The organism is Gehongia tenuis, from assembly GCF_014384795.1.
Lineage (GTDB): Bacteria > Bacillota > Clostridia > Christensenellales > NSJ-53 > Gehongia > Gehongia tenuis.
This window is the reverse complement of record NZ_JACRSR010000004.1, coordinates 44,124-69,144: the sequence shown is the minus strand read 5'-3', so window position 1 is coordinate 69,144 and position 25,021 is coordinate 44,124. Positions and strand designations below refer to the sequence as shown.

General features: G+C 57.6%; 19 protein-coding genes. 8 read left to right on the top strand and 11 right to left on the bottom strand.

All coding sequences use genetic code 11. The features are described from left to right. Nucleotides 1-23 precede the first annotated feature (23 nt). From rplI to H8696_RS09305, 4 genes are all read right to left on the bottom strand, one after another. Nucleotides 24-470: a 50S ribosomal protein L9 gene (rplI, locus tag H8696_RS09320; protein WP_249317031.1), complete on the bottom strand. Its 447-nt coding sequence runs from the start codon at nt 468-470 to the stop codon at nt 24-26. Continuing rightward, the gene (locus H8696_RS09315) at nt 467-1,921 is read right to left on the bottom strand and encodes a DHH family phosphoesterase (RefSeq protein ID WP_249317029.1); all 1,455 of its coding nucleotides are present in this window, start codon (nt 1,919-1,921) and stop codon (nt 467-469) included. Before H8696_RS09315 ends, rplI begins: the two co-directional genes overlap by 4 nt. A gap of 9 nt (nt 1,922-1,930) precedes the next feature. Continuing rightward, nucleotides 1,931-2,944: a DUF2232 domain-containing protein gene (locus tag H8696_RS09310; protein WP_249317027.1), complete on the bottom strand. Its 1,014-nt coding sequence runs from the start codon at nt 2,942-2,944 to the stop codon at nt 1,931-1,933. Nucleotides 2,945-3,060: 116 nt separating this feature from the next. Beyond that, on the bottom strand, nt 3,061-4,962 hold the full coding sequence (locus H8696_RS09305; RefSeq protein ID WP_249317025.1) for a DNA-processing protein DprA: 1,902 nt from the start codon (nt 4,960-4,962) through the stop codon (nt 3,061-3,063). 140 nt (nt 4,963-5,102) lie between these two features. Between H8696_RS09305 and H8696_RS09300 the strand changes: the two genes are divergently transcribed. The 7 genes from H8696_RS09300 to leuA all read left to right on the top strand — a co-directional run bounded on the left by H8696_RS09300 (nt 5,103) and on the right by leuA (nt 13,014). Next, nucleotides 5,103-7,259, top strand: a complete 2,157-nt coding sequence (locus H8696_RS09300) for a heavy metal translocating P-type ATPase (RefSeq protein ID WP_249317263.1) — start codon at nt 5,103-5,105, stop codon at nt 7,257-7,259. An 80-nt stretch (nt 7,260-7,339) separates the two neighbouring features. Continuing rightward, a complete protein-coding gene (asnA, locus tag H8696_RS09295; protein WP_249317023.1) occupies nt 7,340-8,353 on the top strand; it encodes an aspartate--ammonia ligase in 1,014 nt (337 codons plus the stop codon). 198 nt (nt 8,354-8,551) lie between these two features. Next, entirely contained in the window at nt 8,552-8,803 is a 252-nt protein-coding gene (locus H8696_RS09290; RefSeq protein WP_249317020.1) for a TM1266 family iron-only hydrogenase system putative regulator, read from the top strand. 39 nt (nt 8,804-8,842) lie between these two features. Continuing rightward, nucleotides 8,843-9,907, top strand: a complete 1,065-nt coding sequence (locus H8696_RS09285) for an ABC transporter substrate-binding protein (protein WP_249317018.1) — start codon at nt 8,843-8,845, stop codon at nt 9,905-9,907. A gap of 12 nt (nt 9,908-9,919) precedes the next feature. Continuing rightward, nucleotides 9,920-10,666: an ABC transporter permease gene (locus H8696_RS09280; protein ID WP_249317015.1), complete on the top strand. Its 747-nt coding sequence runs from the start codon at nt 9,920-9,922 to the stop codon at nt 10,664-10,666. A 12-nt stretch (nt 10,667-10,678) separates the two neighbouring features. Then, the gene (locus tag H8696_RS09275; protein ID WP_249317013.1) at nt 10,679-11,260 is read left to right on the top strand and encodes an ABC transporter ATP-binding protein; all 582 of its coding nucleotides are present in this window, start codon (nt 10,679-10,681) and stop codon (nt 11,258-11,260) included. A 98-nt stretch (nt 11,261-11,358) separates the two neighbouring features. Continuing rightward, a complete protein-coding gene (leuA, locus tag H8696_RS09270; protein ID WP_249317012.1) occupies nt 11,359-13,014 on the top strand; it encodes a 2-isopropylmalate synthase in 1,656 nt (551 codons plus the stop codon). 45 nt (nt 13,015-13,059) lie between these two features. Here the strand turns inward: leuA and H8696_RS09265 are convergent, their stop codons facing one another. The 4 genes from H8696_RS09265 to H8696_RS09250 all read right to left on the bottom strand — a co-directional run bounded on the left by H8696_RS09265 (nt 13,060) and on the right by H8696_RS09250 (nt 20,249). After that, nucleotides 13,060-14,721: a formate--tetrahydrofolate ligase gene (locus H8696_RS09265; protein WP_249317005.1), complete on the bottom strand. Its 1,662-nt coding sequence runs from the start codon at nt 14,719-14,721 to the stop codon at nt 13,060-13,062. 119 nt (nt 14,722-14,840) lie between these two features. Beyond that, nucleotides 14,841-16,226 (bottom strand): radical SAM protein, encoded by a 1,386-nt coding sequence (locus H8696_RS09260; RefSeq protein WP_249317003.1) that lies wholly within the window; start codon nt 16,224-16,226, stop codon nt 14,841-14,843. 23 nt (nt 16,227-16,249) lie between these two features. Continuing rightward, nucleotides 16,250-18,163, bottom strand: a complete 1,914-nt coding sequence (locus H8696_RS09255; RefSeq protein WP_249317001.1) for a hypothetical protein — start codon at nt 18,161-18,163, stop codon at nt 16,250-16,252. Further along, complete coding sequence (locus tag H8696_RS09250) at nt 18,150-20,249, bottom strand: efflux RND transporter permease subunit (protein WP_407926381.1); 2,100 nt, start codon at nt 20,247-20,249, stop codon at nt 18,150-18,152. The genes H8696_RS09255 and H8696_RS09250 overlap by 14 nt, the downstream gene beginning before the upstream one ends. Nucleotides 20,250-20,428: 179 nt before the next feature. On the opposite strand from H8696_RS09250, the gene H8696_RS09245 reads away from it, so the two are divergent. Further along, nucleotides 20,429-21,016, top strand: coding sequence for a TetR/AcrR family transcriptional regulator (locus H8696_RS09245; RefSeq protein WP_249316995.1), 588 nt, complete (start codon nt 20,429-20,431; stop codon nt 21,014-21,016). A gap of 12 nt (nt 21,017-21,028) precedes the next feature. Here H8696_RS09245 and H8696_RS09240 read toward each other — a convergent pair whose 3' ends face one another. The 3 genes from H8696_RS09240 to H8696_RS09230 form a co-directional block, all read right to left on the bottom strand. Further along, nucleotides 21,029-22,411, bottom strand: a complete 1,383-nt coding sequence (locus H8696_RS09240) for an MATE family efflux transporter (protein WP_249316993.1) — start codon at nt 22,409-22,411, stop codon at nt 21,029-21,031. A gap of 127 nt (nt 22,412-22,538) precedes the next feature. After that, nucleotides 22,539-24,431, bottom strand: coding sequence for a hypothetical protein (locus H8696_RS09235; protein WP_249316991.1), 1,893 nt, complete (start codon nt 24,429-24,431; stop codon nt 22,539-22,541). A gap of 4 nt (nt 24,432-24,435) precedes the next feature. Beyond that, nucleotides 24,436-24,888: a hypothetical protein gene (locus tag H8696_RS09230; RefSeq protein WP_249316989.1), complete on the bottom strand. Its 453-nt coding sequence runs from the start codon at nt 24,886-24,888 to the stop codon at nt 24,436-24,438. Between the last annotated feature and the right edge of the window lie 133 nt (nt 24,889-25,021).

The following is a 25,021-nucleotide window of genomic DNA, read 5'->3' as shown; positions in this document are numbered from 1 at the left end:
CTCCGACATGGTTCCTCCCGCGCCTATTGCGCTTCCACACTGACCTTGAGTTTACCGGTGATTCCAGGATACAGACGCACGGTGAAAGAATATTCACCCAGCGCCTTAATAGCATCGCCCACTTCAATTTTCTTCTTGTCGATGTCCAGCTTATGTTGCTCCTTCAGAACGGCCGAGATCTCCTTGGCGGTAATGGAGCCGAAAAGTTTGCCGTTTTCCCCGCATTTCCCCTTCACCACCACGGTCATCTTGTCGATGTCCTTGGCCAAGGCGGCAGCGTTCTGCCGCTCCATTTCCTCATGATGGGCTACTGCGGCCTTTTTATTGTTGATAGAGTTGAGGTTGCCGGCGGTGGCTTCCGAGGCCAGACCCCGGGGGATCAGATAATTGCGGGCATATCCGTCGCTTACGTTGATGATATCGTCCTTCTTGCCGGAACCTTTCACATCCTTGAGCAGAATTACTTTCATTTTTGCTCCTCCTTTATGAATTGCTGCACCACGGGGCGAAGTCTTTTCAGGACTTCCTCCATGGTGGCGCCGCGGAACTGGGCACCTGCCACCGTGCGGTGGCCGCCGCCGCCCAGCACCTCCATGATCCGCTGAACATTCAGATTGCCGAGGCTGCGTGCGCTGATAGAAACGACGCTCTTCTCCCGCATGCACAGTACAAAGGAGGCCTCGATGCCCCGGATGCCGAGCAGCTGGTCGGCGGCCTGGGCGGAAATGAGGGAGGCGTGGACCGTCTCCGGCGGACAGCAGGCGATGGCAATGCTGCCTTGAATCTCAGCGTTTCGAACCACGTTGGTCCGCGCTATATAGGTCTGCCAATCGTCCTGAAACAACTGGCGAATGGCGATGGTGTCGGCTCCGCGGCTGCGGAGATACCCCGCGGCCTCAAAGGTGCGGGAGCCGGTGTTGAAAACGAAGCCTTTGGTATCCATAGAGATGCCGGCCAGCATGGCCTCGGCCTCCAAAGCGGAGAGCTTCACATTTTCCCCAAAATACTGCACGATCTCCGCCACCAATTCGCAGGTGGAAGAGGCGTAGGATTCCAAATAGGTCAGGATGGGTCCCTCCACGAAATCGCCAGAGCGGCGGTGATGATCGATGACCACAACGGGCGAGGGCCCCTGAAGCAACTCCGGCACCTCCACCACCATAGGCCGCTGGACATCCAGCAGAATCAATAGATCCCGCTCGTTCATCTCCTGCCGGGCTCTGCTGCCGTCCACAAACACGCCCTCGTACTGGCCGCTTTGCTGAAGGGCGGCCATGACGCGCTCGATGCTCACATTGGACTCGTCCACAACGATATGGACGGGCTTTTCGATGCTTCGTGCACAGGCGCAAAGCCCCACCGCACTGCCGAGACCGTCCAAATCGGGCACGTCATGGGAGAGAAAATAGATGCGGTCATAGGTCTCCATCAGCCGCTTTAAAGCCTGAGCAATGTAGCGGGAACGGACCTTGCTGCGTTTTTCCAGGGTCTGCACATGACCTCCAAAATAGTAAAGGTCATCGCCCTCCTTGACCACCGCCTGGTCCCCGCCCCGCCCAAGGGCAATTTCCATGGCCGCTTGGGCCGTATAGCGGGCCCTGGGATAATCGGGAGCGGTGCCCACACCGAGGGTCAGGGTGAGGGGAATGCCGGAAGGAACGGCGATGGAACGGACATGATCCAAAACAGGAAACTGTGCTGCCATGGCCTTTTCCAGGGCGGAACGGTCCATGAAGGCCATGTATTTATCCCGGTCGGTGCGAAGGTGGATGCCGTCCAGGGACTTGGCCCACTCGCCGATGCGTCGTACAATGGCCGCATTGATACGGTTGCGCTGGCTGTCCGGCAGCTGGGGCATGATTTCATCATAGTTGTCCACCTGGATGTAGATGATGACGGGGCCGGTCGATCCTTTCGTCATGGTTTTGCCTCAATTCTTGCGGTTATTGATATCCAGAGCCAGCATCCTGCGGCGGATATGGATGGTATGTTCCATGATGCCTGCCAGGGGAAGCAGGGTGTTGACGAGGGGTATGGCGATGCAAAGCACAATGATCACTGTGCGAAGGCCGGTATTCAGCCGCTGACGCTTCAGTAAAAAATCCACCAGTGCGGCGCCCATGAAGCCAAAGACCAGCGTGAAAAGGGTCACCACCAGATTGAACACGATGTCAAAATCAGTCCAATTGAGAAGGTATCCCAGGAAGGCGGCGATGAGCAGTACAAAAAATCCAGTGCCCACCTGGCGGGGCAGCTCCAAAAGACTGAAGGAAGGCACCTTCACCGAAAGTGCAGGACGAAGCCAGGCCATGGGCACGTATGCACCGAAGAAACCGCCGGCAACACCGGTGATCACCAGCGCCACGGGCAGATTGGTGCGAAGGAAGGTGTCACAGGCGCTGGTCAGATCCTTGACCATGGCGGTAAATTCCTCCGCCGAGGGCGCCGGGATCCCCTGGGCCGCGGCAAGATTGGGGTGAAGCAATAGCTGATAGTAGGCGTAAAGCTCATTTCTGGCGTCGCCGGTGAGGCTGGTCAGCGATTCCTCCATCCAACCCACCAGAATGACGATGGGATCCTCCTTCAAGTAGAGAGATAGTCCATAATAAGCTGCGGCGGAAATAACGATCATGGAAATGACGCCGGCCAGCACCGTTTTGGCAAGAGTCCAGCCGCTGCGGATGCCATAGGTTAGGATGAGTGCGGGGACGATGAGCAGCGCCAGATACACGAGAAAAACAGGACTAATGAGAAGCGCCCACAGCCCGCTCAGTGCCGCCAGGCTGGCCGCCGCCGCCCAAAGCCCCTTCTGAACGCCCACCCAGACCGAGAGCAGGGTGGCCAGAATCACCAGCGGGACGATGGCCAGAAAAAAGAAGGAGGAATAGGCCACGAGGGTGAGCAGCACCAGCGCCACCAGCACGAAAACGAGGCCCTTATTCACGCTCCTTATTGATGGATCATTCGTCATACCTTCAACAGCTTTCCTTCCAAAATCCTCATCTATTAAAATGAGTATATTAATTGTAGCTTTCCCGGCGGGGGTTGTCAATGAAAGCTCTAGGCCAGGGCTTCCATGAGGGACCGGAAGAGCCTTGCCTCCTCGAAGGCCAGAGCGCCAAGGCTCTGGGCAAGGGGCTGAGTCCGCTCCTCGCCCCAGGCACCCTCAGTGAAGCCACGCAGCGCCCGGGCCAGGACCTGCCAGCGCTCCGCGAGGCCATCGAAATCATCCACATAATCGGAAAGCTCGGGCAGTTCGGTCTCCAGCGCCTTTAAAACCTGGGCAAAAATTCCGCGGTACAGGCCGCCGCTTTGCTCGATATCCTCCGCCGCCTGCACCAAGGCCTCCTCCCGCAGGGTATCGAGCTGCGAAAGAATGCCGGGCCATTCGCCGGCAAAGGCAGTGAGCCTTGGAATATCCCGGTCCACCATGCGTTTCGCGGTTTTGAGAAGGGCGGAGCGCAGGGCATCTGCCGAGGGAATGTGGGCGCCGGAGAGATCCAGCTGAAGCGCTTTTCGGCCAAAGGGCAGAACGGAATTCAGCTTGACTTCAAACAGCGTGCCTTGGTTGCGGAAACCGGCATATTCAAGACCGGCGGAAAGCGCCCGTCCGTTTCCGGTGCCGAGGAGAAGCAGGGAACTGTCAGGGTGTACGCCAAAGCCAAGATGCCTCGGCGGGGCCACCAAGGGCGTCCCTGAAGAGAGGGCATCCTTTGCGGCGCCGGCCGCAAGATAGCTGGCGTCGGCGCCTGTCGCCTGAACGAGACCGCCGTAGGGATTTTCGGAAAGATTAAGGCCGGAAAGGCGAAGCAGCACGTCCCCCTCGGGAACAACGGCCTCAAAGCCCAGCCCATCCATGAGGGCGAAGGCGGCTTCCTCGGGGAGGCGGATGCCCGCCTCAGCGTACAGCCAGGACAGGGGCGCGGCCAAAGGAATGGAACCGCCACCCACCCGAAACGGAGCGGCGGGGACGAGGAAGGCTGGCTCCACACGGGCACCATAACCGAAAAGCGCCTCCCGGACCGAGGGATCCTGACCAGAATCGGGCAGGCGGGGCAGCATGTCCATGAAACGGCGTCCGTCCCGATTCTCCAGCAAAAGTTTGTCCAAGAAATATCCGGGCCATAGCTCCCGATCCTGAGGCAGCACCTGAGGCGCCTCGTGGAGGGGCGTTAAAAGCTCGGCAGTAGCTTCGTTCATGCAAAAAAGATTGCGGCCCTGGGCCTGCGCATAGCGAACACTGTGCCGGGTGCCCCGGCCCCGGCCGAGCTGGCCCACAATCACACTGCTGGAAATGCCGGTGATGATGCGGTTTCGAGCGACCAGATGGGCGGCCAGCGGGGGCGTGCCCGGCGGGTTTTCGGAGAGGATGCATCCACCGCCGTCCAGAATCTGCCGCGCCAGGTCCTGATTATCTGGCGGATAGACCCGGTCAAGGCCGCAGGCCAGGACCGCTACCACCGGAGCGTTTGCGGCGACAGCCCCTCGGTGAGCCGCCGTATCGCAGCCCCGGGCCAATCCGCTGACCACCGTGTAGCCATTGACGGCCAGTGCCCGGCCGGCCTGAAAGGAGGCGGCCCACCCCTCATGATCGGGGTGGCCGGTGCCCACCACCGCCACCGCCCGGTCAAAGGACGGCCCTTCGCCCCTTCGGTAGAGCAGCACGGGCGGATTGGGAATGAGGGTGAGGAGGGGAGGATAGCCGCTTTTGCCGTAACAGATCGTGTCGATCCCCAGGGAATGGCATAATTCAAGGACCCGTTTGGCCCGCTCCAGTCCCTCGGCGGCCTGCGCCTTTGTGGGCAGCGGAGTAAGCGGATAGGTCCTTTTTATTTCGGTCATGAGCTCCGCAAGATCGGGGGCGGTATGAGCCATGCGGCTGGGAAAAAGCATGGTTGCATGCCAGGCCGCTTGGCGGCCGGCCGGCAGCTGCATCAGGGCCATCAAAGTTAAAGCGTCCATGGGCAGTATCCCTTTCCATTTTTATTTTATTATACCATGCCGGACTCCTGTACAAAGGGGTAAAAGACGGGATTTGGGGGGAAACTGGAAATGAATTTTGGAGGTGGAGCATTTTGAAGAAAACCTATGGTGTGACCGGCATGAGCTGCGCTTCCTGCGCCGCCCGGGTGGAACGGGCCCTTGCCAAGGCGCCGGGCGTGGAAAAGGTCAACGTGAACCTGGCCACGGAAAAGGCTACGGTGCGCTTTGATCCGGAAAAAACGGGAGATGAGGCCCTGCAAAGGGCCGTAGAACGTACGGGCTACGGGCTCGTCCCCTGGTCGGAAACGGAAAAAGGCGGAGAGGAACGCCGGGAGGAGGAGGTCCGCGGGCTTAAACGCCGCTTCATTTTGGCAGCGGTGCTCACGGCGCCCATGCTCATCGGCATGGTTTTATCCTTCATCCCGGCTTCGGAGGGTTCGGTGCTGCAAAGCATCGTTCATTTCCTGCACAATCCCTATTTGCAGCTGGTGCTGTCCTTTCCGGTGCAGTTCGGCATGGGCTGGTCCTTCTATGTGCACGCCTACCGGGCGCTGAGGGGCGGAGGAGCCAACATGGATGTGCTGGTAGTGATGGGCACCACCGCCGCTTATGGCTACAGCATCTGGCAGATGATTGCCGGCGGGCACCACTTCTATTTTGAGGCCTCGGCCACCATCATCACGCTGATTCTTCTTGGCCGCTACTTTGAGGCCAAGGCCAAGGGAAGGACCTCGGCAGCCATTCAAAAACTGATGAGCCTAAACGCCAAGAGCGCCCGTATTGAGCGGGACGGCCGGGAACTGGAGGTGCCGGTGGAGGAAGTCCGGGTAGGGGATGTGGTGGTGGTTCGGCCTGGCGAGAAGATTCCGGTGGACGGCACGGTGCTCGAAGGCCGCTCCGCGGTGGACGAGTCCATGCTCACCGGCGAGAGCCTGCCGGTGGAAAAGGAATCGGGAAGCCCCGTGACCGGCGCCACCCTCAATGGGAACGGCGCTCTCAAATTCCGGGCGGATCGGGTGGGCACCGATACGGCGCTCGCACAGATCATCCAGTTGGTGGAGGACGCTCAGGGCTCCAAGGCGCCCATCCAGAAGATTGCGGACAAGGTGGCCGCCGTGTTCGTGCCGGCGGTACTGGCGGTGGCGGTGATCACCTTTTTCGGCTGGCTTATCGCCGGAGACGGCGTGAAGGGACTGACCAGCGCGGTGGCAGTGCTGGTGATTGCCTGTCCCTGTGCGCTGGGCCTCGCAACGCCCACGGCGATCATGGTGGGCACGGGGCGGGGTGCCGAAGCGGGCATCTTGATCAAGGGCGGAGAACATTTGGAGAATACCCACCGGGTGGATGCGGTGGTATTGGACAAGACGGGGACCATCACCCATGGCAAACCGGTGGTCACCGACCTTCTGGCCTACGGCATGAGCGAGGCTGAGGCGCTGGGGCTGGCCGCATCGGCGGAAAAGGGTTCGGAGCATCCTTTGGGCGAGGCCATTGTGATGCGGGCTCGGGAGACGGGCGGCGTGGCGGATGCTGAAAGCTTTGAGGCAGAACCCGGCCGGGGCATCCGGGCGAGAGTTCGGGACCGCGAGGTGCTCCTGGGCACCCGGGCGCTGCTGGAATTGGAGGGCGTCTCGATGGAGGCGGAGATGCTTGGGACCATGACGAAGCTGGAAGCGGAGGGCAAGACCGTCATGGCCATGGCGGTGGACGGCACACCGGCAGCCCTCATCGCCGTAGCAGATACCGTGAAGGAAACTTCGGCTGAGGCGGTCAAGACCCTTCGAAGCATGGCCGTCGGCGTGGTCATGATGACCGGGGACAATGAACGAACCGCGCTTGCCATTGGGAAAAAGGTGGGCATTGAAGAGGTTTTGGCGGAGGTGCTGCCGGAGAACAAAGCGGCAGAGGTGGAAAAGCTGAAAAGAAGCGGAAAAGTGGTGGCCATGGTGGGGGATGGCATCAACGATGCCCCAGCCTTGGCCACGGCCGATGTCGGCATGGCCATTGGAACGGGTACGGACGTGGCCATTCAAGCGGCGGATATCACTCTCATGCGGGGGGATCTCATGGCTGTGCCGGCAGCTATTCGCCTTTCCCGGGCCACCATGCGGAAGATCAAGCAGAATCTGTTCTGGGCCTTTTTCTACAACACCATCGGCATTCCGGTGGCGGCCTTCGGGCTGCTGAATCCGGTGATCGCCGGCGGCGCCATGGCCCTCAGCTCGGTGTGTGTGGTGCTCAACTCCCTCAGCCTTCGGGCGGTTCACCTCGAATAGTGTTTGACGCATCGACTTCACCCCCTTATAATTTGACGAAGAGGCGTTTTTGCGCCAAAAAATCAAAAGGAGGCTGAAGAATGAAGGCGTTCGAAGACATGGACTACCGTCCCTGCCTGAACCTGAGGCAGACCGAAAGTGCAATTAAGCTTATAAAGGACACGTTTCAGAATAATATCGCCGAGGCCTTGCATCTTCAGCGGGTGTCGGCGCCGCTGTATGTGATGCCCTCCTCCGGGCTCAACGACAATTTGACCGGCGTGGAGCGGCCCGTATCCTTCGACGTGCCCGATATCCCCGGGGAGGAGGCCCAGATTGTCCATTCCCTGGCTAAATGGAAGCGGCTAGCGCTGAAACGTTATGGATTTAAGCCCGGTGAGGGGCTGTACACGGATATGAACGCCATCCGAAGGGATGAGACGCTGGACGCCCTTCATTCCCTCTACGTGGATCAATGGGACTGGGAAAAGATTCTAGACAAGAAGGACCGGAATGAGGGGACGCTAAAGGAGACGGTCCGCACCATCTACGCCGTCGTGAAAAAAACGGCACAGAAGGTGCTCGCGGCCTACCCTCAGTTGGGTCAGGGCTTTGAACTGCCGGAGAAGATCACCTTTATCACCGCGCAGGAGCTGGAGGACCGTTATCCCGGCAGCACGGCCAAAGAACGGGAGGACGCCTTCGCCCGGGAAGCCAAAGCCTACTTCCTGATGAAGATTGGCTGGCCCCTTCGTTCGGGCGCGCCCCATGACGGACGGGCGCCGGACTATGATGACTGGAATCTAAACGGCGATATTCTTCTCTATCACCCGTTGCTGGACTGTGCTTTTGAGATTTCCAGCATGGGGATTCGGGTGGATGAGCAAACGCTGCTGCGTCAGCTCAAAGCCAGCGGCTGCGAGGAGCGGGCAAAGCTCCATTTTCACCAGGAGCTGTTGGCGGGACGGCTGCCCTGCACCATCGGCGGCGGCATCGGCCAATCCCGGCTGTGCATGTTTATGCTGGGACAGATCCACATTGGCCAGTCCCACGTATCCATATGGCCCGAAGCCATGATGGAACGGATGGCGGAAATGGGTGTGGAGCTGCTGTAAAAATCGCTTGACAGCACAGACGAACATTGTTAAAATCATAACGAAACAGGCCGGACGAGTGGTTTCTTGCCGGACCTGTGTAAAAGATATGATCCTGAGGGGAAAGAAGGACCTGACCCTAAAGGCGTGGCTTCATTGTGATTGTAATGAGAAAGCGCCGGCAACGGCGCTTTTTTGGGTCCTAGGGGAGGTGAAAAGATGAGACGCATCGCTGTAATCAGCGCGATTTTGGAGAATCCCGGCGAATCTCAGGCGGAGTTCAACCGCACGGTTTCCGCTTTCAAGGGCATGGTTCGGGGCCGAATGGGCATTCCTTTTGAAGAGGAAAGCATTGCGGTGATCTCCCTCACCGTCCAAGCCACGCTGGATGAAATCAATGCCCTGACGGGCAAACTGGGCAAGATCGAAGGGGTTTTGGTAAAAACCGCCCTTTCTAAAAAGGAATTCTGACTTGGGATCGAGACTGACAAGAAGAGAGGTCGATAACGGATGAAAAAATGGATGACTTTGACAATGTGTCTACTTTTGACGATGGCCCTGCTGGCGGGCTGCGGCGGCGGTGCGAACACCAGCCCCACTCCCGCGCCCAGCGCCTCGGCCGCGCCTTCCGAAAAACCCGCCACCCCTGAACCCGCCCCGGTGAGCACACCGGAAGCGAAGAAAACCGGCGCCGAAATCAATGTGGCGGCGCTCAAAGGCCCCACCGGCATCGGCATGGTTAAGCTGATGGAGGAAGCGGAGAAGGGTGAAGCGGCCAACGCTTACAACTTCACCATTGCCGCGGCGCCCGATGAGGTGGTGGCCAAAGTGGCTTCCGGTGAAGTGGATGTGGCCGCGGTGCCCACCAATGTGGCGGCAACCCTCTACGCCAAGACCGAGGGAAAGGTGGAGATCATGGCGCTCAATACGCTGGGCGTACTGTATGTGCTGGAGAACGGCGAAACCATCAACTCGGTGAAGGATCTTTCCGGGAAAACCCTCCATGCATCCGGTCAGGGCGCCACTCCGGAATATGTGATGAACTATATTCTGGAGAAGAATGGCGTGACCGACTGCACCATTGAATGGCACGGCGAGCATGCCGAACTGGCCACCCTGATCGCTTCCGGCGAGGTGGAGCTGGCACTGCTGCCCGAACCCAACGTGACCAGCGTTCTCATGAAGAGCGAGACCACCCGCGTGGCCCTTGATCTGACGGAGGAGTGGAATGCGGTTGCCGGAGATGAGAGCGAGCTTACCATGGGCTGCCTCATTGTGCGCAAGGATTTTGCTGAAGAAAATAAGGAAGCTTTGAACGCTTTCCTGGAGGAATATGAGGCCTCCGTGGAGTATGTGAACAGTAATGTGGCGGACGCGGCGCAGCTGGTGGAGAAGTTCGGCATCATGCCCGCGGCTGCTGCTGCGGAGAAGGCCATCCCCAACTGCAACATTGTCTACGTGGACGGCGACGAGATGAAAACCTCCATTGAGGCGCTCTACAACGTGCTCTTTGAGGCTAACCCCAAGTCCATTGGCGGGGCGCTGCCCGGGGAAGATTTCTACTACACCAAATAAGGAAGGTGCGGCATGACCCTGAAGGGATTGGGCAAAAAGATCATAGTCATCCTTTTATGGGTGCTTGTTTGGCAGGTGACCAGCATGGCGGTGAACAACCCCATGCTGGTTTCTTCGCCTTGGAATGTTTTGACCCGCTTGGGCACCCTGATGGGCGACGGCGCCTTTTATCAGGCGGCGCTGGCCTCCATTTTCCGTATTATTCTGGGGTTCCTGATGGGTGTAACGGTGGGCACGGGGCTCGCCCTTTTGACCAGTTTTGTGCCGGCGCTGGACGCCTTTTTCCGGCCGGCCATATCCGCTGTGAAGGCAACGCCGGTGGCCTCCTTCATCATCCTGGCGCTGGTGTGGCTCCATGGCGCCTGGGTACCGGTGTTTATCGCCTTTCTTATGGTGCTGCCCATCGTGTGGACCAATGTGACCCAGGGCCTTAGGGAGACGGACCCCGGACTTTTGGAGATGGGCAGGGTTTTCGGGCTTTCCCGAAAGCGGATCTTCACCCGCATCTATATGCCCTCGGCACTGCCCTATTTTTTGGCCGCCTGCAGGACCGCGCTCGGCCTTGCCTGGAAGGCGGGCATTGCGGCGGAGGTTCTGGGGACCACGGCGCTTTCCATCGGACTCAACCTCTACGAGGCCAAGATCTATCTTGAGACGGCGGATGTGTTTGCCTGGACGCTGGTGGTCATTATTCTTAGCATGATTTTCGAATACCTCTTCGGCAGGCTGATGAACCGGCTGGCCGCAAGATATCAGTGAGGAGGGGGCGCCATGGAACTTCGGGCAATATCCAAGCGGTTTGGCGGTGCGGTGGTGCTGGAGAACTTTTCCTTGAACCTTGAGGAGGGGCGGGTGTGCCTTTTTGGGCCTTCGGGCTGCGGCAAGACCACCCTCATGCGCATCCTGGCCGGACTGGAGAAGGCCGATGGGGGCGAGGTGGTCGGCATGGCGGGAAAAAGAATCGCCTACATGTTTCAGGAGGACCGGCTGCTCCCTTGGGCCACGGCCCTGGAGAATGTGGCGCTGGTTTCCGATGAAAAACGGGCGGCCAAATGGCTGGCCGGGCTGGGCCTTGAGGAAGCCATGGACAAGAAACCCCGGGAGCTCTCCGGCGGTATGCAGCGGAGGGTGGCCCTGGCCCGTGCGCTGGCCTATGAGGGAGACGTACTGTTATTGGACGAGCCCTTCAAGGGCCTGGATGAGGAGCTGAAGAGCAAAGCCATAGCGTTGGTGAAGGACCGTTTCAAGGGCGGGCTCATGATCCTGGTAACCCATGACGCCAAGGAGGCCGAGGCCTTAGCGGAACGGATCTATTATCTGGCGGGACCGCCGCTCACCCTTGTCAAACCTTGACTGTCCCTCAAATTTATGCTATTCTGCACTCGAATCATCGCCCTTGTCCAAAGGGACTTTCCTTGGGCAGGGGCTTTTTTCAAAAGAAGGGGTGAACTATGAATCATCAACGTTACCGGCCCTATCCGGCGGTGGATCTCCCGGACCGGACCTGGCCCAGCCAGCGTATCAAGGAGGCGCCCATCTGGTGCAGCGTGGACCTTCGGGATGGCAACCAGGCGCTGGAGACACCCATGGATCTGGAACAGAAGCTGGACTTCTTTCAGTTCCTGGTCTCCCTCGGGTTCAAGCAGATTGAGATCGGCTTTCCAGCTGCATCCGAAACGGAATTTGCTTTTACCCGTGCATTGATCGAAGGGAATCTCATTCCGGACGATGTGATCATACAGGTTCTCACCCAGTCCAGGCCCCACATCATCACCCGTACCTTTGAAGCCCTTGAAGGGGCGAGAAAGGCCATCGTTCACCTCTACAACTCCACATCCGCACTGCAGCGGGAGGTGGTCTTCGGTAAAGATAAGGGCGCTATCACTGCGCTTGCGGCGGACGGCGCCAAGCTGGTGAGGGAGCTTGCCGAGAAGTATGGCGAGGAACGCTTCATCTATGAATATTCGCCGGAGAGTTTTACCGGCACGGAGCTGGATTATGCGGTGGAGATCTGCAATGCGGTGATGGACGTCTACCAGCCCACGGCGGATCGCAAGGCCATCATCAATCTTCCTTCCACCGTGGAGATGTCCACGCCCAACATCTATGCCGATCAGATTGAGTATATGAACCGGAACCTCAGCCGGCGGGATGGCCTCATCATCAGTGTGCACACCCATAATGACCAGGGCACGGGCGTGGCCGCGACGGAACTGGCTCTGCTGGCCGGGGCGGAGCGGGTGGAGGGCACCCTCTTTGGCAATGGCGAGCGCACGGGCAACTGTGACATTATGAACGTTGCAATGAATCTTTTCGCCCAGGGCGTGGACCCGAAACTGGATTTCAGCCGGATGCCCGATGTGGTGAACATGTATGAAAGGTACCTGGGCATGCGGGTTCCGCCCCGCCACCCCTATGCGGGCAAGCTGGTATTTACCGCCTTCTCCGGCTCTCATCAGGACGCCATTCGCAAGGGTATGATGAAGGTGAAGGACAAGGATTACTGGGAGGTGCCCTACCTGCCCATTGATCCTGCCGATGTGGGATATGGCTATGAGCCCATTATCCGCATCAACAGCCAGTCGGGCAAGGGCGGACTCGCGTACATTCTGGAGCAGCAGTTTGGCCTGCACCTGCCCAAGGCCTTGCAGCAGCAGTTCAGTGAGGTGGTCAAACGGGTCTCCGATCGAGATCACCATGAGATGCAGCCTGGGGAGCTCTATGAACTGTTTGAAAAGGAATACGTGGATCTTCACGTCCCGCTGCGCCTTATCAGTTACCAGGAGGCGTCCCTCGGGACCGATCACGCTCAGGTCATGGCCAAGATGGAGTTCCATGGCAGGGAGGTTCCGGTCACCGGAGAGGGCAACGGTCTTATGAGCGCCTTCTGCAATGCACTGGAGGGGCTCACCGGGAAAAAGGTGGAGATCAAAGATTACCAGGAACACGCTTTAGCCCAAGGCTCCCGTTCGCGGGCCATCACCTATGTGGAGCTTGCCGGATCTCAAGGGGAAATCTATTTTGGCGCGGGTACCAGCTCCAACATCACCAAGTCATCCATCCGCGGCGTGGTCAGCGCCGTCAACAAGATGCTGGAAGATCGGTAAGAAACTAAAAAACCACCTGCAAAAACAGGTGGTTTTTTTATGACATCAAAATAAGCCCTGAATCCTGCCGTGCTCGTCCATATCGATGGACAAAGCGGCCGGCCTTTTGGGAAGCCCGGGCATGGTCATCATGTCGCCTGTGAGGGCGACGACAAAGCCGGCGCCGGCGCTCAGGCGAACCTGCCGCACAGTGATTTCAAAGCTCTCCGGCCAGCCCATGCGCTTTGGATCATCGGTGAAGGAATACTGGGTCTTGGCTATACAGATAGGAAGACTGCCGTAGCCAAGGCGGGTCAATCGTTGAAGTGTGCGCAGCGCTTCCGGCGAAAAAGTGACCTTGGTGGCGCCATAGATCCGGCGGGCAACGGTTTCGATCTTTTCGCCGAGAGGATCCTCCAGGCCGTAGGCAAAATCGAAGTGGGCGGGCTGGCGCAGCGCATCCAGTACCTTTTGGGCCAGCGCAATACCGCCCTTTGAACCCTTTTGATGAACGTCGCACAGCGCAGCAGGCACCCCCATGGCCGCAAGCTTTTCCGTCAGCCAGCCCAGTTCGCCTTCCGTGTCGCCGGGAAAACGATTGATAGCCACCACCACCGGTAGGCCAAAGAACCCCCGGAGGTTTTCCAGATGTTTTTCCAAATTGGAGAAGCCGCGGGTCATGGCAGGAACGTTCTCCTGATCGAGATCCGGCTTATCCACGCCGCCGTGCATTTTAAGGGCGCGGCAGGTGGCCACCAGCACCGCGCAGTCGGGCCGGAGCCCCGCCTGCCGGCACTTGATGTCGAAGAATTTTTCTGCGCCGAGATCGGCGCCGAAACCGGCTTCCGTCACCACCACATCGCCGAGGGCGAGGGCCATCCGGGTGGCCGCCACGCTGTTGCAGCCGTGGGCGATGTTGGCGAAGGGACCGCCATGCATGAAACAGGGGGTGTGCTCCAGTGTCTGGACCAGATTGGGATGGATGGCGTCTTTCAGCAGCACGGCCATGGCGCCCGCCGCACCGATATCTCCGGCGGTGACAAAACCGCCTTCCGCGTTCTCGCCCACCACGATGCGGGAAAGGCGGGTCTTGAGATCGCTTAGGTCCTTGGCGAGACAGAGCACCGCCATCACTTCGCTGGCAGCGGTGATATCAAAACCGCTTTCCGCAGGGACGCCGTTGGCCTTTCCCCCGAGACCGGTGACCACCTGGCGCAGCTGACGGTCGTTCATGTCAAGGCACCTGCGGAAAGTGACCGTTCCCGGTCGAATCGCCGGTGCGAGGCCCTGCTTGATATGGTTGTCCACCATGGCGGAAAGGAGGTTGTTGGCAGCGGTGATGGCGTGCAGATCACCGGTAAAATGCAGGTTGATATCCTCCATGGGGATCACTTGGGCATAGCCGCCGCCTGCGGCGCCGCCCTTGATGCCGAATACCGGGCCAAGGGAGGGCTCCCTCAGCGCCAGCACTGCCTTCGTGCCTAAGGCGGTGAGTGCATCCCCAAGGCCCACGGATACTGTGGTTTTTCCCTCGCCTGCCGGCGTGGGGCTGATGGCGGTGACCAGCACCAATTTGCCATGGAGGGGACGGCCCTGCAAGGTCTCAAGCCGCACTTTGGCCTTGTAGCGGCCATAGGTTTCATACTGTTCCTCGGTGAGGCCCAGTCCGGATGCGATCCTCCCGATGGGAAGAGGCTGGGCGGCGTTGGCGATCTCAATATCGGTCATGACTGGCTGTACTCCCTATTCTTTTAATGACTCCATTATAAGGGCATGCGGCAAAACAGCGCAAGCACTGAATAGCTGGGCACAAAAAAAGAACGCGGCGCGGCCGCGTTCCCATAGGATTATTTGATCACTGTGCGGAAACGTTCTGAATAGCGTTTTTCCTGCTGCAGAAGGTAGTCCTCCCAGAGAATATCCGCCGTGGTGCCCCAGCATTTGGCGGCATTTCGGCACTTGTTTGCCAGATCCTCCACGTCCTCCGGGCTGACCATGTCGGTGGATTTGGCACCGGAGCGGCGGACCATTTCCACCAGCATATCGGGATTGTCCAGCAGGGGACAGGGCCGCAGGTGATTGTCATTAAAGGGCTGGTGCTCCCGATAAGCCATGAAGAGGGGCGATTTCAGAGCGTCCAGCAGGCTGCAGTCATTGATGTTTACATTGGAATAGTGGATGAAGGCGCAGGGTTCCACATCGCCTGCGGCGTTGATGTGCAGGTAGCTTCTGCCGCCCGCGATACAACCGCCCACGTAGGACCCGTCGTTCCAGAAATCCAGTGCAAAAATGGGTTTGTTCTTGCGGAAATATTGCATACGATCATACATGTAGGCACGCTGCTCGGGGGATACCATGAGTTCGGGCACAGCGTCGCTGCCCACGGGCATGTAGGTGAAATACCAACCGAAGCGGCATCCCAGCTCCACCATGAGGTCGATGTATTCGTCGGAGCCCACCACCTGCGTGTTTTGAGCATGATAGCAGGTGGAAAAACCAAAGGGAATCCGCTTTTCCTTCAGAAGGCTCATGGCGGCCACCACCTTTTGGTAGGTGCCCTTACCCCTTCGCATATCCGTCTCCGCTTCAAAGCCCTCGATGGAGAAGGCCAGCATGAAGTTGCCCACGCGGAGGAGATCATCGGCAAATTTTTCATCCACCAGGGTGCCGTTGGTGAATGCCAGGAAGATACAGTCGGGATGGTTTTCACAAAGCTGAAGAACCAGGTCCTTTTTTACCAGCGGCTCGCCGCCGGAGAAGATATAGATGTATACACCAAGCTCCTTGCCCTCCCGGATGACCCGATCCATCACCTCATAGGATAAATTGTTCTGCTGGCCGTACTCGGCGGCCCAGCAGCCGGTGCAACGAAGGTTGCAGGCGCTGGTGGGATCCATGAGGATGGCCCAGGGTATGTTGCACCGGTGCTTTTCCTTGGCGGCGATCTGAATGGGATAGCCGGCCATGCCGGAGTTGATCACGATGTTGAACAGCAGCTTTTTAAGGATTCCGGGATCGGACTGGCTGGCCAGATCACACAGGAATCGGTTCCAGTTGTCTTCCGGGTCGGCGAAGGAGCGGTGCAGGTTGTCGTAGGTCCGCTGATACAAATGTTTTCGATCCAGCATCTCCACCTTGTTCAGAAGCTTGGGCAGCCGGGCTCTTGGATCCTTCACCACGTAGTCCACGGCCTTATCCAGCATCAATTTTTCGGCACTTTCCTTCATCTTCATCTTATGTACTCCTTTCTGTCGCCCTAAAAAATATTTTTAAATAGATTCTTGAGGCGCTCCCAAAACCCGGGCTGTTCGTTCTGAACAGGGGCCTGAGCGGTGGGTGCGTCCTTTGCAGCCTTGGGGCCTTCCACCTTGAAGATAAACTTTACGGAGGTCTCTGCGCCGCTGGGGGCTCCGGCATAACTGCTGTAGGCCTGGGCCTGACTGTCCATCTCGCTCCGAATCGCTTCCAAGGTATCCAGGTCACTTCTCAGTTCGCCGTTATTCAGCTCAGCCATTCCCTCCCGGTTGAACTGGCTCATGCCCCGATGGATTTCACCGCTCTTCTCCGAAAGCGTGCCGGCATTCTCGTCGAAGGCACGAATCACGTTCAGAATCTCACTGGAGGCCCCCTTCAGCTGCTGGAGTCCCTGGGTAAGGGAAGCGGCGCCCTGATCCAGATCGCCGGCGCCCTGGGAAAGCGCCAAAATAGCGGCGGCCAGGGTCTGAGGATTTTCGGGATCGTCGTTTGGGTCATACAGCGCGGCGGTGAGGCCGCTCATCCCGCCCATCAGCTCGTCGGCCAAGCCTTCGATATCCGTCAGAGTGCTTTTGAGCGCCCCAAGGGCGCTGAGATCCAACTGACCCATCGCCTGCGCGAGGGAACCGGCGGCCTGGGACTTGATCTGGGAGCGGGCGCCAAGAATCTGCTGCTGCTGCTCTTCCGGCAGTTCGGAGAGGGATTTGCCGGTAAGGATGCGGATGGTGGCATCGGAGGATCCGTCGCACACATCGCCGAGTGCGCCGGAAAGCTGCAGTTCCAGACCGTCCATATCGGGCAGCTGGAGCCCGGAAAGCTGCTCCTTGAGCAGGGCGAGTTCATCGTTCAGCTTCTTTTGCAGGGGGGCCGCCTGCTCGATGGCGGGTATGAGCTCATCGGTGACTCGGGCCTTTAGGGTGGAGGCGGCGCTTTTCAGACGGCCAGCGCCGGATTTGAGGGAATCGGCGCCGCTGAGGGCGGTGTTCAGGCCGCTGTCAAACTCGGCATATTTGGTCCTGAATGCCTCCATCTTCGCTTTGTACTGGTTCAGTGCATCGGTCAGGAGACTTGTTCCCGATTCCAACTCACCGCTGGCGGATTGGAGCTGGTCCATGCCGCTGAACAGTTTGGCCATATCGCTGCTCACGCTGAGATCGGAGAGATCGGCAAGATCGGTGGCCGCGGCGCCAAGGATGCCGGGCATCTCAAAATCGGTGACCTGGGCACGGATGGTGAATTCATCTTGAAGAAGATCTTTGAGATCGCTCAGATATTCGGAATCCAGCAGCTCCCCCAGGTTTTCCGACATCCCCGGGAAGACCAGCAGGGTGAGTATCTGGTGGGAGGATTCGCTTAAAATCTCTGAATCGCCGGCATCAATGTTGGTAAAATGGTCCACGGGCAGATCGAGGACCAGTGCCATGGCAAAAGGGGTGTAGATGGGGCGGGTTTCACCGGCAATCGTCTTATCCTGCTTTTCGTGATTCAGGAGCTTGATTTGGATCTCCAGCTCGCCGCTTTGGCCGAGCAGCTCCTCCGCGGTCTTTGGCTGTCCGTTTAAGGTGTAGCTGATTGCCATCGTCACGGGTGGGGTGCCCTTGGGCGTACCCTGGTAGTAGAGATCGTGATCCTGGGTGGTCCAGGTAAGACCGCCCTTTACGGCTTGCGGCTGGACATCGCTTTTGATATTGACCACGTCCGAGAGAGTGCTGGGGTCGGCAAAGCGGTCAAACCCGTTGTCGCTGTGCAGCCAAACACTGTCCGTCTGTTTTTGGATGGATCCATCGGGGTTCAGGATGATGTACACATTTTCATCCTTGCTGACGGACGCACCCTCCGCCCGGACTGACGGGAAAGCCCAAAGCAGCATGGCGGCACAGAGAATTACGGACAGCATCTTTTTACAGGTTTGCATTTAAATCAGCTCCTTTTTGGTTCTGGACGGTCAGCCAATGATAGCTGGTTTTTTCAATGAGCCTGGAAAAGACGATCAGCAGGGCCGGGAACACGAAGATGATCGTGAACATACTGATCAGAGCGCCCCGGGAAATCATCTCGCATAGGCTTTGGATCAACTGAATTCTGGAGATGGCCGCAACGCCGATGGTGGCGGCGAAGAAGGCCAACCCGCTGCTGAGGATGGACTGGGAACAGTTTTCTACGGCAATTTGGGCGGCCGCCTTGGCATCCCGGCCCTTCTGCCGCTCCTCCCGGAACCGGGTTGTCATGAGGATGGCATAATCGATGGTGGCGCCCAGCTGGATAGTGCCCACCACGATGCTGGAGATAAAGGGAATCTCCGTACCCGTGAAGTAGGGGATGCCCATGTTGATCATGATAGCCGATTCGATGGCCGCTACCAGCAGCACGGGAATGGAGATGGAACGGAACACCACGGCTACGATGAGAAACACCACCAGGATGGAGGTCAGGTTGACGTTCTGAAAATCGGTATCGGCCACCTCAATCAAATCTTTTGTCATGGCCCCCTCGCCGGTGACCAGAGCGCTGGGATCGTAGGACTTGACGATATCCTGAATTTGTTCAAGCTGCTGGTTCTGTTCCTCCGACCCGGCTTTAAAGCTGGAGTTGGCCAGGATCATCTTTCTGCCGCCATTTTGAAAGATTTCGGTAATTTTGGCGGGGATGAACTCTGCGGGAATACCGCCGCCCACAAATTTCTCGTAGGCCAGCGTCTGTTCCACGCCATCCAATGCCTCCACCTTCTGGGCAATCTCCCGGACCTGATAGTTGTCCAGACTGTCATCCACCAGGATAAAATGGGTTGTGGTCATATTGAAGGTCTCCTTCAGCTTATCGGTACCTTGGATGGAGACCAGATCCCGGGGCAGCGTATCCAGCAGCGTATAGTAGACGTCCGTTTTCGACTGGGCCAGGCAGAAGGGAATGACCAGTACGATGAAGGCGATCAAAATGCTCCGGTAGTGTTTCACCACGAAGCGGGAGGCCCGTTTGAGCTTGGGAATGAAGGTGCGGTGGGTGTACTTGTGCACGGCCTTGTCAAAGACCATCAAAAGCGCGGGCAGCACCGTCACTGTGCAGATGACGCCCAGCAGTACGCCCTTGGCCATAACAATGCCGATGTCCGCACCCAGGGCCAGGCTCATGGTGCACATGGCCAGGAAACTGGCGATGGTGGTCAGCGAACTGCCGGTGATGGAGGCGAAGGTCCGCTGGATGGCGCTCACCATGGCATCTTCGCTCTTGAATCCCCGCTCCTTCTCCTCCTCATAGCGATGCAGCAGGAAGATGGAGAAATCCATGGTGACCCCGAGCTGGAGCACCGTGGCCAGCGCCTCGGTGATGTAGGAGATCTGACCGAGAAAAATATTGGTGCCAAAATTATAGAAAATGGCAAAGGCGATCCCCACAAGGAAAATGAAGGGCACCACCGTGGAGCGCATCCCCAAAAACAGCACGACCAGCAGCAGCAGCACGGCGATGAGCACATACAGCGGCATTTCCCGGTCCGCCAGGGCCTTGGTGTCCTCCACAATGGCGGACATACCGCCAAGGAAGCAGTTCTTTTGCAGCACCGCTTTGATTTCCTCCATGGCGTTCATGGTGCCAAGGGAGGCACTGTTGTCCGTGAAGGTCACGATGAGTAGGGTGGCGTCATCGCTGTAAAAGAATTTCTCAATGTCCTCCGGCATTATCTCGTGGGGAATGGTCACATCGGCGATATCGTCCGCCCAGATGACTTTATCCACGCCCTTAATGGCAGCCAGCTTTTCTTTGAGCCCCACTACGTCCGGCGCGGTCATGTGTTCCACGGTAACCATGGCCGTGCTGGCGATGTGAAAGTCCTTTTCCAAGGCGTCCTCGCCCTGAATGGATTCCAGCTCCCCGGGCAGGTAGCTTAAAATATCGTAGTTGATATAGGTTCCAATGAACCCGATCACCGAGGGGATCAGCAAGAGCACGGCGATGATCAGGACCACGGCTTTTTTGTGAACGATGAATCTGGCAAAGCGCTCCAAATCAATCATTCCTTTCAAAATTGACCATTGGTCATTTGTTGCATTTGTAGTATAAACAAAAATTGACCAATAGTCAATTAAATATTGACTATTGGTCAGAAATTTTTTATAATGAGGCCGTCAGGCTTGTAAAGCGGTCCAAAATCGGGTATTCTTTAAAGGACAAGGGGGGGATGAAGTTGGATTCGGTACAACAGCGCAAGGAGCTCAAAAAGCAGAACCTGGTGAACGCAGCCTACGAGCTGTTCATGTCCAAGGGCTTCAACAAGACCTCCATTGACGAAATCGTTATGAAGGCCAAGGTTGCCAAGGGCACATTCTATCTTTATTTTAAGGACAAGAATGAGGTAATGAAGGAAATCGTGGTGAGAATCAGCCGCAATATCCTGCTGGAAGCCTTTGAAAAGGTGAAGGCCAATGACCGGGGCGACTTTGTGCAGAACGTTTTGTTCTTTGTGGATAACATCATCGAATATTTCAAACGCAACAAATTGGTGCTGCGGCTCATTGAACGAAATTTTTCCTGGCCGCTGGTCAAGGAGCAGATGGGACAGATCCCGGAGGATTCGGCATTTCAGGAGATGGCCGATACGCTGACCAGCAATATGGAGGGCCGTTCCCAGGAGGAAGTGTTCAAGCTTATCTATGTGATCGTGGCCACCTGCGGGTCGGTGTGCTATTCATCCATCATCTATGGAGAGCCGGACACCATTGACAACATGAAACCTACGCTCTACCACATCATTGAGCAGGCGCTGACAAAATGAAAAAAAGACGGCCTAGGCCGTCTTTTCTGTTTCCGTCTGGAGAGGCGCCGGGCGCACGATGGCCTTGGTCATCCAACGCCGCGAGCGAAAACGAAGGAAATTGGGCAGTACGCAGATGGCAAAGCCCACACCGGTGGACAGCCAGATGCCGATATAACCCATTTTCAGTACATAGACCATGAAGTAGGCCGCACCGATCCGGGCGAACAGGCTGGTGAAAGACAGGAAGGTTGTATACTTCACGTCTCCCGCGCCCCGCATCACGCCGCTGGTCACGCTGTTGAAGACTTGGAAGAAGAAGAAGGGCACGATGCAAAGGAGGTATTGATAGGCCTGGGTGATGACTTCCGATTGGGCGTCGGCGACAAAAAGGGACAGCAAAGGCCGCCCGATAAGGATCAGGATGGGTGCACAGACAAGGCATACCAGAAAGGACATGGTAAAAAGCCGTTTGCGGCCCTCGAAGATGCGGTCCATCTTGCCCGCCCCGATGTTTTGGCCGGTGAAGGGGGCGATGGCGCTGCCAAGCACGATGATGGGCATGCCCAAAAGCTGGTCCACCCGCTGGCCCGCCAGGAAGGCGGCGATGGTCACCGGACCAAAGCTGTTGACCAGGCGCTGCTGCCACATGAAGCAAACGGACATGACCACCTTTTGAAAGGCCTCGGGGATCCCCAGCTTGATAGCCAGGCCGAAATAATGCCGGTGAAACTTGATCTCCCGAAGCTTGAACCACATGATGGTATAATGGCGGCGGACATAGAGGAGAGCTGCGAGACAGGCAAAGGCCTGAGCAAGGATGGTAGCGAAGGCCGCGCCGGCCACGCCCCAATGGAACACCACCACAAACAGAAGATCCAGCACGATATTGATCACACAGGAGATAAATAAAAACCACAGCGGCCGCAGGGAATCGCCCATGGCCCGCAGAGAATCGGCCAGCAGGTTGTACATGAACACGAACAGCGCGCCGCTGTAATAGACTCTCAAATAGAGCACCGCGTCGTCCAGAATGGACAGCGGTGTGTCCAGCACATGGAGGAGCAGGGGCCGGGCGGCGACAAAGACCACGCCCGCCATGAGAATGCCGGCCAGCAGAATGCAGATGTAAGTTGTAGAAAAAGTCTTGCGCAGATCATCAAATTTCTTCGCACCAAAAAACTGGGCGATGATCACGGAGGTGCCGATGGTGAAGCCCGTGATGAGGGCGTTGAACAAAGTGACTGTGGTATAGGTCGCGGCTACGGACGCCAGCTGCATTTCTCCAATGAAGCGGCCCACGATGATGGAATCCACCAGATTGTAGGTCATCTGCAGAATTTGTCCGATGAGAATGGGCGTTGCAAAGGTGAGTATGGTCTTGAGCACGGAACCCTCGGTCATGTCCCTGGCCAATTCGATCTCTCCCCTTCCATTTATCTATCTAAGAGCAAACGAACGTTTACATTATATCACTTTTGAGGGACGGATTACAGAGTAAAAAAAGCTTCCATGACCGTCATGGAAGCTTTTTTATAAAGACTTACTTTTTTTCTTCGGTCTGAGCCTTCTTTTTCTTCAGCACCACGAAAGTGATGCCGCCGGCCACTGCCAACGCTGCGATGACGGCCGCCCAGATCCAGGCGCTGCTGCCGTTGCCGCCGCCTTTGGCCAACGGAACTTCATTGTCGTCGATCACCTCATCCGGATTGTCGGCATTCTCGTTGCCTTCCGCCAGCGGGACCTCATTGTCATTGATAACGGTCTCGGGAGTGGGCGTAGGCTGTTCGGCTTCAGGCGAGGGCGTCACGCCGGGGGCGGGAAGCTCCACAATGTTGGGCGGGGTCGCCGGAGTTCCGGGTGTAGGGGTGGGAACCGTGGGCTGCTCGGGAACTTCAGGGCTCACAACGGGTTCCTCCTCTTCGGGGGAGCCGGCTTCACGATAGAACACCGAATAAGCACGCCGGCTGTTGTCGTAGTCGTGGTAGATGGCGCTGCCCTGTCCGCGGGCCAGCACATAGTCGGTGCCGTTAAAGGTGAAGCTTTCAGGCAGCCGCACCTCCACCTGATCCCGGATGGGAATCTGCACGGACACGGTGTCCAGCGTGGTGTTGGTGGCGGCGTCCACATACCGAACGGCGATATCATAGGGCTCCACGGGGTTGGCGCCTTCGGCATTGTAGTAGATATTGTAGGTCAGCGCGCCGGCACTGAAGGCGTGGGTGATCTGCCGGTTCTGGCCGCTGGCCAGAGTGTAATTCGTGCCGCCTGAAGTGAGCGTCGCCGGTGCGCTGTGGCGGGCAGTGGTGTTGAGAGCCACATTCACGGAATGGCTCTCCAGAACGCTGCCGTCCTGGGCACTGCGGTAGTTGACGGTGATATCATAGGGAGCCGTGGGCACGCTGTTGTCCTTCGTGAAAAGAACGGTGTACCGCCGGGTCGTGTTGAGTGCTTCGTGTACGATCTGGGCGGGCTGTCCGGAGGCCCGGTTATAACGGCTGCCGTCGGCGGTCACATAGGTGGGCGCCACGTTGAAGGTCACCGTTTGGTTGACGGGAATGGTCACGCTCTGGGAAGTGAGCACCTTGCCCGAATCGGCGTCCTGGTACCGCACGGTGATGGCGTAAGGCTTTTGCGGCGCATTGGGCACCTCGCGGTAGAGAACTTCATAGGTGCGGGCGGCATCCGCATAGCTGTGAGAGATGCTGCCATTGGAGACCAGCTTGTAGGACTTGTTGCCCGAGGTGTAAGTGGAAGGCGCATTGTAGTTTGCCGTTCCGTTCACAGGCACGTTCACCTGGACGCTGCCGATGTTGGCGCGGGTGGTCTCATCGATGAAGGCCACGGTGATCTCATAGTCCTGAGGCACCACCTTCTGATAGCGGAAGGTCAGGGTGCGGGACGTGCCGGAATTATAGCTGTGACTCAAGGAAGCGCTGGAGACCAGCTTATATTCACCATAGGTGGCGGGAGCGGTATGGCTGACGGCACCGCCGGGGGAAACCGCTTCCTGGGAGCTGTACAGCACGGCGCCGGTATCGGCGGTGCGGTACTCGACGTAGACCCAGTAACGGCCGCTGCCCGCACGGGTGATGGAACCGCTTTGGCCGTCGTCGGAGGAATAGCTGATCTGCAGGACCACCTGGGCCATATTCGGGGCGCTCACCGAAATGTTGGTGCTGCCGCCGGCGCCCAGAGTGAAGGAGCCGGAGGAGGAACCGTTCAGATCCTGCCAAGTGATGTTAAGATCCACCCCGTTGGGGTTGGAGATGGTGCAGGACTGCACATCAAGACTGCTGGAAGTTTGGAACACGGCCTTCGGCGGCGTGAGCCCGGCGGCTTTGACGGTGCCCATGGGCAGAGTGAACAACACAGCCAAGGCGATCAACAATGCGAAACCATATTTTTTCATCATGCTTACCTCAATTCTTCTCATCTTCTTAGCCCCAGCTGCTTTCTTCTTTGCCGCTTATGGCGTTATCCATCAATTTGATGAGCTCCAGAGTGCTGCGGAAATTCTTTTCCACACCGCCCTCCACCCAGCGGATGCTGCCCTGCCAGGAGGCGTTTTGCCGGTACTGAACCTTTACCACGAAGGTGGGTTTCTCACAGGGCACCAGCTTTGGATCCATGCTCATCCGTTTCAACTCCTCTAAGTTCCCATACCGGGACGGTTTTGTTTTTTCATGCAGGCCTCTCAGCTTGTGAGTAGCCTGGGGAAAAGGATTGGTGCTCAGCAGGTTCTCCAGGATTCTCATCATTTCGAGCACGTTATCGAACTTCCAAGCCATCCCGCCGTAGGGGTGGTGGAGAATGCCCCGCATATCCAGCTCCGTGGGTTCGATGAAGAATCGGATTTCGGTGCTGTTGTTGGGAATCTTTTGAACCGTCATAGGCCCACACTCCTCTTCTTTACATCTCCCATTATCCATGACCTGCTGGCATTCTGATTTTAAGCCGATTTCATTTCAATCACATTTTCAAGTTTGGCAATGATTTCACATCAATTTTTGTGATCAAAAGAAA